The following is a 13,961-nucleotide window of genomic DNA, read 5'->3' as shown; positions in this document are numbered from 1 at the left end:
TCCAAAAAGTACAGCTCAGATGTCATCATGATCCCGAACATCTTCTACATGGACAACCGGAAGAGCGACCCGATGGAAATTGCCAGACCTGTTTTGGCAACCTGGTATGTTCCGCCAATGGCTTTGATTATGATGACCGGTAAATTATTGGATTCTCAAAAAACACTGATCAATTTTATCGGAGTGGATCTGAAAAATGGTCATGCAGATTTCTCTAAGCTTTACCAGATCAATGGAAGACCTTCAAAAATACTGTTAGGTTCCAAGTATTATGAAATTTTCAAATCAACTAATTAAGACCTCATGTTAAAATCTATATCTTTTTTATTCGTACTATCCTTCATCAGTTTTTCAGCAGTATTCGGGCAAACAAAGACCTCCACCTCTGCAAAGAAAAAGAATTCCGAAATTGGTTTTTACGGAAAACGTTTCGTCATGCAGCTTGGTGCAGGTATTCATCATAACAGCCTTCTGAAATTGGCCAGTTATCCTGAACGCCAGTTAAGAACAGATTCTTATTATGCCGCTTACAAAACGCAAATCAATAGCGATCAGTTCAATTACAGCGTTTACGGAAACCTGGGAATTGTATTAAAGGAAAGAACCACTTTTTCGGTAGATTTCAATTACTATTTCGGGAATATCTTCATGAAGAATATCGGAGGTAAAAACGGATACGATCAATTCGGAAATTACTTCTACACTCCCGGGTACGATGCCCGCGTGAAATACACCACATTCAGGATCATGCCGCGTATTGAAATTGCATCCAAAGGATCAAATGCTCCTGTCGGATTGGTTCATGTATTGGGAATGGGTATTGAGTTATCGAAACTAAAATCAGGTAATTACAAATCCATTTCAGCAATGGAAAACAATTTTGGTTCCTATGATTCTTTGCTGATCAGTGACCGGAATTTAAAAATGACGGATGAAACAACATTTAACCTGACAGTGATGTATGGTTTGGAATACCGCCTGCCGATTTCCAAAAACCTTGCATGGAACTTCGGAGGCTATGTTCACATCAATTTCCCGATTCAGCTGCTTATTAACGAAGATCCTTTTGATCTTGGAAGCAGTTACAACGGCTCATATTATGGAAACACGGATTACGAGGCAGAACAAAAACTTCAATTGTCGAAATACCGCTTTCAAAACCTGTTCAGTGTAAGAACCGGTTTGGTGATTATGCTTTAGGTGGAATTCAATTTTCAACAAAACATGCACACTTATGTTATAAAACCGAATGATTTTCCAACCTTTTGTGAGAAACTACATTTAAATGCTAAACAATGCTTACCGTTCAAATAAAAATGGTAACGATATAGGCACAAATCAATAAATTTGAAAAAAAAATAAACTATGAAATTAAATTTACTCTTAGCTACAAGCTTAATTACAGGAGCTGCATTCGGTCAGTTCAACCAAACAAATGAACCGGCAATCGGTGCAAGTAAAAACTTGTTTGTTGTGGATTCAAACGCTTCTAATTTATCTTCTATTGTAGGAACAGGTGTTACCTGGGATTACTCCGGGGTTTCGGGGTACGGAGCTGCAGCAACTAAAACAATTGCAGTAGTTACCCCTCCAAATTCAGACTTTACTGGTGCTGCAAAAGCAATTCAAATTCCTAACTTTATCACTACTTACTTCTCATCTACAGCTACAGAGCGCGTTTCTCAAGGATTCAGCTTTGAAGACCCATCTGCAGGAACAATTGATTTGATCCTTGATGGAAATACAGAGATTTTGATGAACTATCCTTTTGCGGTAACAAACACTTTAACAGATGCTTTCTCAGGAAATGCTCATACTTCTCTTATACCTACTCCGATCCCAACAACAGGAAATATTACTGCAAGTGTTGATGGTTCCGGAACATTAAAATTGAGCAGCTCCGTTACATTAAATAACGTTCTTCGTTATAAAATCGTTGAAAATGCAACTGCAAATGCTGGTCTTCTAACAGTACAAATCAACAGAACTCAATACGAATACTATGATTTAGCAAACTCAAGCTTACCTGTATTCGTTCATGCACAATTGACTATTGACATGGGAGGTCCAACAACACGAAACCTTGTAATGAGCAGCGTTTTGCCAGCTGGAACAGTAGGTTTAAATGAATTGAACACAAAAGAATTCGGTTTATACCCGAACCCTGCAAACGAGTCAGTTACTCTTACAGGTTTGTCAGGAAACGAAACAATCTCTATTGTTGATTTAGCTGGAAAAACAGTATTGTCTACTGAAAATACTGGTGCTACTCAAACAATGAATGTATCCGATATTCAAGCTGGAATCTACAACGTAGTTGTTATTTCTAACGGAAGCAAGACGACTAAAAAGTTGACTATCAACTAAGAAAAAATAAACACCCTTTTTGAAACAGCCCCGGAAATTTCCGGGGCTGTTTTTTTTATCACAGAATACTACTCATTTCCGGTTTTTTCACTAAATTGCCCAGCAATCTTCGGAACAACAAATTACTACAAATAAGGTATTCTCCAATCCGGATTTAATCCGAATCTTTATACCTGCTACATGAAAACTAACAATGAGGCCTTTTTTCCTTCTTATTACTACTTATCTTTTATTGAATGTTCATTTATTTGCTCAATGTACCGCTGATGCAGGTTCAGATGTATTGATTTGTTCAGGATCAACCGTTCAACTGGGCGGAACCCCCGCAGGAACAGGAGCCGGAACCTTATCTTATTCCTGGTCACCGGCAACAGGACTTTCCTGCACGAATTGCCCGAACCCAACACTTACAGCTACCAATAATGAAACGTATACGCTTACTGTCAGTTCATCCTTAGGTTGTACGGATATCAGCACCGTGGATGTAACCGTTGCTCCTCCCCCAAACGCTTCATTTTCTTTTACAGGAAACAACAATTGTTCAAATCTTCCGGTTCAATTTACCAATACCTCATCCGGATCGGGCTTGAGTTATTCCTGGAACTTCGGAGATCCTGCTTCAGGATCGCAAAATACCAGCAGTCAGTCGAATCCTACTCATTTATACCATGCAACCGGCACCGGAGTTCAAAATTATGTCGTCACATTGGTTGTAACCAATTCAAACGGTTGTACGGCAAGTTTCAATCAAACGGTAACTATCAATGCACTTCCCGTACCGACTTTGGTGGATCCTGTAGCTGAAATGCGGAATTGCGACGGATCTAATTTCGGAATGACGGTTTTCGATGCATCGGCAACCAACCAGGTTTCATCTTATGTCATTCAATGGGGAGACGGTTCACCTGATTTCAGTTCGACTACTTTTCCGGGAGGAGGAGTTTCCCACACGTACAATACAGCAGCGATCTTCGAGTTAAACTACATCCTTATCGGAAATAACGGTTGTGCCGACACCACCACCTATAATATCGCCAATATTACAAACCCGTCTATCGGAGCGGCAAACCCCGGAGCAACAACGGGTTGCGGACCAATCACACTTTGTTTCCCGCTCAGTAATTATGCTTCCAATCACAGCACTACTTTTTATGTGGTGGATTACGGAGACGGTTCTCCCAAAGATACCTTGCCTCACCCGCCACCCGCTACGATTTGTCACACTTATTCAAGCTCATCCTGCGGGCAAAGCGGAAACCAATTTGTGTTTCGCATTAAAGCAATCAATTTGTGCGATAGCAGTGAAGCTTCTATTTCGCCAATTCGCGTCTATACGGGGCCGCAATCAAATTTCAATGTAACCAGCGTGAACAATTGTGTCGGATCGAATGTCATATTTCAGAATTCCACACAAGTTGGATTTAACAGTTCCTGCAGTTCCAGCACCTTGTTCCAATGGAATTTCGGGGATGGGCAAACATTGACCACCACTACTCCCACCAACCCGGGTCATGTTTATACCAGTCCGGGAACGTATACGGTTACTCTCACAACAACCAACAGCTGTAATGTCAATACCATTACGAGAACTGTTTGCATCGAAAGTCCACCGGTTCCTTCTTTCACCTTGAATCCGGGCTCTGCCTGTATTCCGTTCACGACTCAGATTACTGACGCTTCCAATTTAGCGAATACTTGTAATGTGACCAGAACCTGGTCGGTTCTTTTCAACGGAAGCCCTTGTTTGCCATCTTCGGGTACTTTTTCGTTTGTAGGCGGAACCAATGCTTCCTCAGTGAATCCTCAAATTCAGTTTACACAACCGGGAAATTATACCGTGCGTTTGACTTTGACGAATTCCTGTGGTTCTTTCATCGCGAATCAACCGATTGTGGCACAGTCACCTCCACGGGTTACGATCAACACAATCCCAAGTGTGTGTGCCGGAGCAAACGTAAGCCCAACAGCAGTTGTGAATGATTGTTTGGAACCTTCAGACGCTTATTTATGGACATTTACCGGGGGAACTCCTTCCAATGCTACAACCTTGATTCCAGGTTCGGTATCTTTTCCAACAGCCGGAACTTTCCCCGTTTCATTAGCCGTCACAAACGCATGCGGAACAACAACTGCCAATGCATCAGTTGTTATCAAGCCCATTCCTCCTGCGCTCAATCCGCAGGTAAACAGCCCGATTTGTGCCGGAAGCACTGCCAATTTCACGTCTAATGCTTCTGCATCGACTACTTATTCGTGGTCAGGACCAAACTCATTTACAAGCAATCAGCAAAACTTTAATTTAACGAATGTTACAGCGTCCCAAGCCGGGACGTATACCGTTTTCGGAACGATGAACGGATGTCCCGGCCCAAGCGCGTCTGTTACCTTAGTCGTCAATCCGATTCCGGTTATTACTGTGACACCGCCAAGCGCAACGATTTGCCGCGGTGATTCCGTTTCGCTTACAGCTTCCGGAGCGAGTACCTATACCTGGAGTCCGGCAACCGGATTATCTGCAACAAACACAGCAACGGTAAATGCTAGTCCCGCAGCGAATCAAACCTATACAATCACAGGATCTAACGGAACCTGTTCCGGCACCAGAACGGTTACAGTAACAGTGAATCCTTTACCGGTTGTCAATGCAGGGCCGAATGTGACACTTTGTAATCAACCCATTCCTTTTACTTTGACTCCAAGTCCTGCGGGTGGAACCTGGACAGGAACAAATGTTACTTCCACAGGGGTTTTCACTCCAAACGGAATCGGTTCATTCAATCTGGTTTATTCGTTTACCAACGGAAACGGATGTACGAACAGAGATACACTTGTTGTGACAGTTGTAGATCCAACTCCTGCTTCTGCAGGTGCTGATTCCTCACGTTGTTTCGGTTCTCCTGCAATCACCCTGGTCGGCTCACCTGTTGGCGGAACATGGTCAGGAACCGGAATTACTTCCGCAGGAGTTTTTACACCGAATGTTGTCGGAACGCATTCATTGGTTTACACCTTCGGAACAGGAACCTGTTTGTCGCGTGATACGATGCGCATGACTGTAAACCCACTACCGGTTGTTGACGCAGGTCCTAATTTTTCGCTCTGTATGGATGCCGGAATTCAAAATCTTTCCGGAACTCCTTCCGGCGGTACATGGACAGGAACCGGAATCATAAATCCAATCGGGACTTTTGATCCGGCTGTTGCAAGCACAGGAAACAAAACATTGACCTATTCTTTTACCAATGCCAATGGCTGTTCAGCTTCCGATAACCTGGTTGTTACGGTAAATCCTTTACCAATTGTGAACGCCGGGCCGGATACAACGGCGTGCGATCAGCCTAATCCGTTTACTTTGAGCCGGTCTCCGGCAGGAGGAACCTGGTCAGGAACAAATGTCAGTCCGGCAGGAGTTTTTACTCCGAACGGAACAGGAACCTTCACTTTAACATATACATTTACCAACGCAAACGGATGTACAAACAGCGACACGCGAATTGTAACAATCATCAGCCCTACACAACCGGATGCAGGACCAAATTTCGCCGTTTGTATTGATGCTCCGAATGTAACTTTAAGTCCAACACCAACAGGAGGAACATGGACTGGCTCATATGTCACTCCGGGAGGAATTTTCAATCCGACCATTGCCGGAAGTTTCAACCTGGTTTATACTTTAGGATCCGGAACTTGTTTATTGAGAGATACGGTTGTTGCTTTGGTCAATCCTTTGCCCGTTGTGAATGCCGGAGCTGATTTCAGCGTATGTATTGACGCCGGAGTACAAATTTTGACTGGAACTCCAGGCGGAGGAACCTGGTCTGGGACAGGAATCACGAATCCAACCGGAGAGTTCACTCCTTCCGGCGCCGGAGCCGGTGTACATAATCTTACGTATACTTTCACCGATGGAAACAGTTGCACGAGTTCCGATATCTTGTCCGTTACAGTCAATCCGCTTCCTCTTGTGAATGCAGGAGCAGATACTACTTTGTGTAATCAACCATTCCCGGTTCAATTTACCGGAACTCCAAACGGAGGAACATGGTCGGGAACAGGAATTACGCCTTCGGGTCAATTTACTCCAAATACAATCGGGGCGTTTACCTTAACCTATTCATTTACCAATGCAAACGGTTGTACGAATTCCGACAACCGTATCGTAACCGTGGTAAATCCGGCATTGGCAAATGCAGGTCCGGATATAGCAATTTGTATCGACGTTCCGAGCGTACAACTAAACGGTACGCCTGTAAGCGGAACCTGGACCGGTCTTCATGTTACTTCCGGCGGATTATTCACTCCATCCGTTCCGGGAACATTTCCTTTGGTTATTTCAAACGGAGCAGGAAACTGTCTGACACGTGATACGATGTTATTTACCGTTCATGCCCTGCCTGTTGTAACCGTTGGAACAGATATGGAATTTTGTCCGAGTGATGATCCTGTCAATTTCACAGGAACACCTGCCAACGGAATCTGGAGCGGAAACGGGATTACCAATTCAAATGCAGGAACTTTTGATCCTGAAATGGCTCCTTTGGGAACAAATACAATTGTTTACACATTTACTGACCCGGTAACAACTTGTGTGAACCGGGATACTTTACTGGCGATCGTTCACCCAATGCCGGTTGCAGCATTTTCATTCAATCCAATCACTTGCGTTGGAACATCGGAAACATTCACAAACAACAGTCAGCTGGCTGTTCAATTTGACTGGGATTTTGATGACGGAACCAGTTCAAACGTCTCAGCTCCTTCTCATGCTTATAGCGCAATTGGTTTCTACGACGTGGAATTGATCGTTACTTCCACATTCGGTTGTTTGGACACCTTAGTACAAGCAATGGAGGTGCGCGAAGCTCCGAATGCTTTGTTCAGCTTGACTCCTGATTCGGCCTGTGGTCCGATGCCCGTATCTTTCTCCGATTTGTCTACCGGACAAAGTTTAACGTACAACTGGAATTACGGAAACGGACAAAGCAGCACGAATGCAACTCCTGTTTCACAAACTTATCAGGCTGGAAATATTGCCGACACCAGCTATACCATTACATTGAGTCTGACAAATTTCTGCGGAAGTGATAGTCATTCGGAACAAATTACGGTGATGCCTTCGCCAACGGCTGTTTTCGGAACATTGACCAATATTGGCTGTACTCCGTTGATTCTCGATCTGGTGAACAACAGTTACGGATTACCCGATGCCTACGAATGGAATTTCGGAGACGGTTCAACGTCAAACACATCAAATCCGACACTTCAGCATACCTTCTTTACGGGAACGGAAGACACCACTTACACCATTCAACTCATTGTGAGTAATGAATGTGGTTCTGACACGATTCAGCACCAGATAACGGTACTTCCACCACAGGTAAATGCGTTTTTCAATATCGACAACCCGAATGGTTGTGTGCCACATACAATCAATCTGACTCAGTTTTCGCAAGGAGCAAGTTTCTCTTCCTGGGATTTCGGAGACGGGAATCTTTCAAGCGTTTACAATCCTTCACACACTTTTACAGCTCCCGGAACGTATGTCGTGTCTCTTTTTGCAGCAGGTTGCGGATTTGATACGACCACAACGATTGTAACGGTTCACCCTTTACCACAGATCAATTTTAGTGCTTTCGACTCTGTTTGTGTGAACCAGGTAGTTGCATTTACGAATCTGAGTACGGGAATCGCTTCCGTCAACTGGGATTTCGGAGACGGAACCACTTCTTCCCTGACGAATCCTTCACACAGTTATTCCAGCCCGGGAATTTACACAGTGACTTTATCCGGAATCAGTCAAACGTATGGTTGCAGCACGCAAATGAGTAAAACAATCAAAGTGAATCCGGGACCAAATTCACAATTCACGCTCGGACCGAATGCCGGTTGTGTGGAATTAACTGTTCAGATGAATAATACCAGCACGGGAATTGTGAGTCATGCGTGGAATTTTGGCGACGGGAATTCTTCGATTCAGAATAATCCGAGTCATACTTACACCAATTCAGGTGCTTATGCCGTGCAATTAGTTGTTGTCGACAATATCGGTTGTACAGATACAGCCACACAAGTTGTCACGGTTCACCCGTTGCCAACGGTTGATTTCAGCTTTACTCCTGTTGATCCGTGTGTTCAGCCTACTGTGATCAATTTCACCAATAACAGCAGCAATGCAGTTGGCTACGCCTGGAACTTCGGAAACGGCCTTGCTTCAACATTGACCAATCCCACTTCCACGTATCAGCAGGTTGGAAATTACACCGTTACGTTAGTCGGAACTTCTATCCATGGTTGTATCGACAGCATTCAGAAAACGGTTTCTTCTTACCAGATGCCAAGTGCTTCGTTCGGATTACCGACCGATTCGATCTGTATGGGAAATGAAATTGAGTTACAGGCCACTTCGCTTTCTGCAGATTCTGTTTCTTGGTATTTGGGCAACGGAACGGTTCTGACGGGAAATACCATCCATTACAGTTATCCGGCAAGCGGAACCTATCACATCGTTTTGGTTGCTTACGGAGATGGTGGTTGTAACGACACGGTAACAGCCGGCTCTTCAATTACGATTTTACCTCAGCCAACTGCAAACTTCGATTATGAAAATCCGGAACCGTTGGACGGAACCGTTGTCTTTAACAACCTAAGCAGCCTGGCAGATGCCTATCACTGGGATTTCGGAAACGGAAATCAATCAACGGAAGAAAACCCGACTCAAGTGTATGAAGGTGATGGTGACTATGTCATTACACTCATTGCAAATACCAACTACGGCTGTTCCGACACAATTGTAAAACGAATCACGGTCGATTTCTTCTTCGGCTTACACATTCCGAATGCCATGAGCCCGGGACACAGCGATTTTGAAGTCGCCAATTTTATCCCGAAAGGAGTTGGCTTGAAAACGTTTGAATTATTGATTTATGATGATTGGGGAAATCTGATCTGGTCGACCGATGCGCTGGATGAAAACGGAAGACCAACCGAACACTGGGACGGAACTTACCGTGGTGTTCCGGTGCAACAGGACGCATATGTGTGGAAAGCGACGGCGACTTTCCGAAATGAACAAATCTGGGAAGGGAAAGCATATCCGAAAGGAAGAATCAAACGATCCGGAACCGTAACCGTAATCCGATAACCAATGAGAACAGGACTTTTACTTCTATTACTTGCTCTTGTAAGAACCGGATTGGCCCAAGATCCGAATTTTTCGCAATTCTACAATAATCCGGTTTACTACAACCCTTCCATGACGGCTATTAACAACGGAATCGCCATTCGTTTGAATGCCCGTTCGCTTTGGGGACCAATTCCCGGAAGATTCAATACGTATTCGTTTTCTGCCGAAGCGCAAACCATGTACAAAATGGGGCTCGGCATCATGGCTTATTCGGATGTGGGTGGCGAAGCACTCCTGCGCACTGCCGGAGGTTATGTCAATTATTCCTACAGGCCTGTCGACACGAAAAACTTCATTCTTCAAGCCGGAGTAAGCGGCGGTTTCGTTACGAAAAATATTGATTGGTCGAAACTGACCTTTTCCGACCAGCTGGATGAAACGATGGGAAAATTCAAGGAAAGCAGTTTTAACCGTCCGGGTTACAACCATGTTTCTTACGCCGATTTCAGCGCCGGGTTGGTGATGCGTTTTAACGGAAGTGCCCGGAAACAGCGCAGTTCTTTCAAACGTTTCAATGCAACACTTGGTGCCGGCGTGCATCATTTGTCTCAACCAAAAGATGCATTTCTTGCAGACAGTGAGAAACTACCTTTAAAACTCGTATTTCATGCGCAGGCAAACTTGCTTTTCAATGAATTCATTGTATCTCCGGGATCTGTTTTTGAAATGCAAAATGCATTCAGAACATTCAGTATCGGGAGTAATTTCGTGAGTCAACCTTTCATTATCGGCGTTTGGTTCAGAAACCGAACGGCCGCTATGAATATCAAGCAATACGATTCGTTTATTTTCACGCTTGGTCTGAACATGAAAAGCAAGTATGAAGCAACCTGGCGGGTAACTTATAATTTCGATATGACGATTTCCCGTTTGAAAACAAGCAGCTACGGAAGTCATGAACTTTCGCTTTTGTTTGAGATTCCGAATAAGGTTTTGTTTTCGAAAAATGTGAACAGCAAGAATATGCGTCGCCGTTATCAGTGTCCGAAGGAATTGAGCGGGTTTTGATTGGGCATTTTTCAATTTTGCCAATTCGCAATTTTACGAATCCGTATAAAATTACTCACATCTGAAAACAACGGATGAATATTCCCTACCCTTTCAGTTCCAGTTTCTTCAACCGTTTTCTGCGTTTCAGATACAACAAACCAAAGAATCCGACCAAAATTCCGGCAACGAACCAAACCAGGGTATCTTCATACCACGATGCCTGGATTTTGAAATCCGTTGTACTCAATCTGGAGAAGCGGCCTGTTCCAGGGTCAAACAAACGCAATTCCAGGTTGTAAGTTCCGGAACTCAAATGTTCGAAAGTCAGTTTTGTTAATCCCAATGAGGTATTTGACCAATGAATCTGGTCTTTATCTCCGTTTCGGATCAACCGGTATTGCAACTGGTACGGGTGATTCCCCATGAGTTCTACCAATTCATAAGGAATGGTTACTTCCGTATTGTCAGATCCAAAAGTTGTAGAATGATCCTTTTGATAGTTCCCTGCTGCTTTTCCAAGTATGAAATTGGGGAAATTGGTTTCGATCTTTTCCCATTTGAACTCAAACAAGCCGAATTGAGTAGCCACATAGACTTTCCCTTCCAGAACAACAAAATCTCTTAAAAACAAGTCACTCATTCCTGAAAGCTCTTCCAGACGTTCGAGGTTTCCGTTCAAATCGGCAGTTTTATAGAGTGTCTTATCCGTAAGCAGGTAAAATCGGTTGTTGTAGATTTTGAATTTCGAAACCTGCATGTTGCTTCCATTCTCCCGGAAGTTTATTTCATGCGCAACTTTTCCGTTCTTAATGGTGAAAATCCGGTTTGCGGAACTTAAAACATACCATTTATTGTCGTGAAACAGGATTTGTGACGGATCAATTGTTTCATTGAAGTAACGGATAGATTTGTATTCGAGAGTTTCCAGATCCAGGGTGAAAAGTCCTTCCAGGTTCGAAAACAAGACTTCATTCGTATCGGATGGGGTAAATTCTTTGACCGGACTTTCCAAAACGATTGTTCTGGCAGCATTCTTTTTCAGCTTTTCACGCAAATCCTTCGGAGACTTTGCTTCGATGGTAAACAAACCTTTGGAAGAAACAATCAGGTAATTTCCCGATTTCAACAAAATCACTTCTTTCACCAATTCATTTTCCAATAAAACCGGTACTTGAATCACAGCCTGGTTTGGTCGTTTGACATCATTCAGGGACGATACACTCCGAACCTTTTTCCCGAATTTATTTAAGATCATCAGCTCTCCGGAACTGCTTCCGGCAATGATTTCTTTATTGAACAAATCCAGCGAGTTAAACTCGGTAGAATTTAACATCTTGTAAGTTCCGGCAGGCATACAATACAACCCTTTTGAGTGCGTACCGATCCACACATTTTTATCCTGATCCTGGAAAACCGCCGTCACATGCAAGCCAACGATTACCGAGTTCACACGCATTTCTCCGTATTTCAGAACAATCATCCCGGTTTCGGACAAGAGGTAAATTTTGTCATCAATTTTGACTGCTTTCTGGACTGAATGATTAAACGCCCCGATCAGTTTATTGAGGTTCTTAAAACGCTTGTTTACAAACTGCAGCGAGATGTTCGAATTCGGTCTTAGAGGAAAAATGGTCACGCTGTTTGCTTGTCCCATCAACCATTTCCCGGTCATTCCAGGTAAGGTTCTCGAAGTCTGATCATCAATATCGACCAATTCATTGCTGGACAGCAATGCAAAGCGCCCTTTTTCATTCTCACAATAATCTATCAATTCGGCCTTTCCTTTCTCGTAAAACGGAATGGATGTTTTTGCCTCCAGTGAAAAAGGATCCAATTTGAAATCGTAAAGCGCATCTGAACAAATGATTCTCAATAAATCGTGTGGACCTTTTTCCAGGCGAAGAATGTGGCTTTTGACGGATTTAACAGGAATCAAAACAACCTGGTTTTGCTTAATCTCGAAAAGCTGACCGGTTTTATTCAATCCGAAAAACCGTTCTTTTATGCGCAATAATTGAAGAATATCTTTCGAATACAATTTCGGACATGGAATCGCTTTGGATTGAAATCCGTTGAATGAAAACATTCCTTTATCGGTTCCAATAATCAATCGTCCGAATGCATCTTGTTCTATTGCAGTGATGTGGTGGTCATCCAAAGATGCCTCCACGGGATAATAATACGATTTTGTCTGAGCAAAAACGAAGGATGTGAATAGAAGAAAGATTGGAATTAATTTCATTTTTTTTGCATTTCACTTTCAAACCAAAGCCACAATTTATCATTTGGCACCGGTGCTGTTATTTTGATATTTTCTTTAGATGTCGGATGTTCAAATTCCAGTTCCCTGGAATGCAAATATATGAAACCATCCGGATTTGAGCGTTTTGCACCGTATTTCAGATCGCCTTTGATGATGCAGCCGATTGCGGATAACTGTGCACGAATTTGATGATGTCGTCCGGTTTCCAGCTCCACTTCCAGCAAGGTATAATTATCCGAGCTGATCAACTGACGGTATTTCAATCGTGCTTCCTTGGAATTTTTCCGTGCTTCGTTGTAAACATACGTCTTGTTCTGCTTTTCATTTCTTTCCAAATGATGCAGCAAGAAGCCGGATTTCTCTTTTGGAGCTTTTTCTACAACCGCCCAATATACTTTCCGCGGATGTTTTTCAGCAAACAATTTATTCATTCGCGTCAAGGCCTTACTCGTACGTGCAAAGGCAATTGCTCCGGAAACCGGGCGATCCAGGCGATGAATCAAACCGCAGAAAACATTTCCCGGTTTATCGAATTTATGCCGGATATACTCCCGCACTTTTTCTACCAACGGAAAATCTCCGGAAATGTCTCCCTGTACATTTTCACCTGCGTGCTTGTTGACAACTACCAAATGGTTGTCCTCGTAGAGAACATCTTCCGGTCGGATTTGCTCCATTGACTAATATTGTTCGTTTTGATTCGGGAAATCGCCGCTGCGCACATCCTGAATGTAGTTTTTCACCGCATCCAGCATAATGTCGTACAAATTGGCGTATTTTCTCAGGAAACGAGGTGAAAATTCGTTGTTGATTCCCAGCATGTCGTGAACCACCAATACTTGTCCGTCGACTCCGTTACCCGCCCCGATTCCGATAATTGGAATGGACACCGATTTCGCTACTTTTTCAGCCAATGCTGCCGGAATTTTCTCCAGAACGATTGCAAAACAACCCGCTTCTTCCAATGCTTTCGCATCTTCGATCAAACGTTGTGCTTCGGCTTCTTCTTTTGCACGAACCACGTAGGTTCCGAATTTGTATATGGATTGAGGAGTCAAACCCAAATGTCCCATCACCGGAATACCGGCTGTTAAAATGCGTTTGATCGACTCGATAATTTCAATTCCACCTTCCAGTTTCACCCCGTGTCCACCCGAT

At 43.5% G+C, this 13,961-nt stretch carries 8 protein-coding genes; 5 read left to right on the top strand and 3 right to left on the bottom strand.

All coding sequences use genetic code 11. From position 1 onward, the window contains the following. From Q1V93_RS17550 to Q1V93_RS17530, 5 genes are all read left to right on the top strand, one after another. A partial coding sequence (locus Q1V93_RS17550) for a hypothetical protein (protein ID WP_300666462.1) occupies positions 1-297 on the top strand: 297 nt, incomplete at its 5' end. Positions 298-303: 6 nt separating this feature from the next. Further along, positions 304-1,200, top strand: coding sequence for a hypothetical protein (locus Q1V93_RS17545; RefSeq protein ID WP_300666460.1), 897 nt, complete (start codon positions 304-306; stop codon positions 1,198-1,200). A gap of 165 nt (positions 1,201-1,365) precedes the next feature. After that, positions 1,366-2,367: a T9SS type A sorting domain-containing protein gene (locus Q1V93_RS17540; RefSeq protein WP_300666459.1), complete on the top strand. Its 1,002-nt coding sequence runs from the start codon at positions 1,366-1,368 to the stop codon at positions 2,365-2,367. A gap of 193 nt (positions 2,368-2,560) precedes the next feature. Continuing rightward, positions 2,561-9,508, top strand: a complete 6,948-nt coding sequence (locus Q1V93_RS17535; RefSeq protein ID WP_300666458.1) for a PKD domain-containing protein — start codon at positions 2,561-2,563, stop codon at positions 9,506-9,508. A 3-nt stretch (positions 9,509-9,511) separates the two neighbouring features. After that, positions 9,512-10,558, top strand: a complete 1,047-nt coding sequence (locus Q1V93_RS17530) for a PorP/SprF family type IX secretion system membrane protein (RefSeq protein WP_300666457.1) — start codon at positions 9,512-9,514, stop codon at positions 10,556-10,558. A gap of 85 nt (positions 10,559-10,643) precedes the next feature. Here the strand turns inward: Q1V93_RS17530 and Q1V93_RS17525 are convergent, their stop codons facing one another. The 3 genes from Q1V93_RS17525 to Q1V93_RS17515 all read right to left on the bottom strand — a co-directional run. Continuing rightward, entirely contained in the window at positions 10,644-12,782 is a 2,139-nt protein-coding gene (locus Q1V93_RS17525) for a two-component regulator propeller domain-containing protein (protein WP_300666456.1), read from the bottom strand. Then, a complete protein-coding gene (locus Q1V93_RS17520; protein WP_300666454.1) occupies positions 12,779-13,480 on the bottom strand; it encodes an RNA pseudouridine synthase in 702 nt (233 codons plus the stop codon). Before Q1V93_RS17520 ends, Q1V93_RS17525 begins: the two co-directional genes overlap by 4 nt. A gap of 3 nt (positions 13,481-13,483) precedes the next feature. Beyond that, a partial coding sequence (locus Q1V93_RS17515; RefSeq protein ID WP_300666453.1) for a 3-methyl-2-oxobutanoate hydroxymethyltransferase occupies positions 13,484-13,961 on the bottom strand: 478 nt, incomplete at its 5' end.

Source organism: Fluviicola sp. (assembly GCF_030151805.1).
Lineage (GTDB): Bacteria > Bacteroidota > Bacteroidia > Flavobacteriales_D > Crocinitomicaceae > Fluviicola.
The sequence above is the reverse complement of the archived record's forward strand: the minus strand, read 5'-3'. Positions and strand labels throughout refer to the sequence as shown.

Excerpts from the sequence above, each read along its gene's own strand:
- Q1V93_RS17545 (WP_300666460.1), top strand. The coding sequence starts at position 304 with ATGTTAAAATCTATATCTTTTTTATTCGTACTATCCTTCATCAGTTTT.
- Q1V93_RS17540 (WP_300666459.1), top strand. The coding sequence starts at position 1,366 with ATGAAATTAAATTTACTCTTAGCTACAAGCTTAATTACAGGAGCTGCA.
- Q1V93_RS17535 (WP_300666458.1), top strand. The coding sequence starts at position 2,561 with ATGAGGCCTTTTTTCCTTCTTATTACTACTTATCTTTTATTGAATGTT.
- Q1V93_RS17530 (WP_300666457.1), top strand. The coding sequence starts at position 9,512 with ATGAGAACAGGACTTTTACTTCTATTACTTGCTCTTGTAAGAACCGGA.
- Q1V93_RS17525 (WP_300666456.1), bottom strand. The coding sequence starts at position 12,782 with ATGAAATTAATTCCAATCTTTCTTCTATTCACATCCTTCGTTTTTGCT.
- Q1V93_RS17520 (WP_300666454.1), bottom strand. The coding sequence starts at position 13,480 with ATGGAGCAAATCCGACCGGAAGATGTTCTCTACGAGGACAACCATTTG.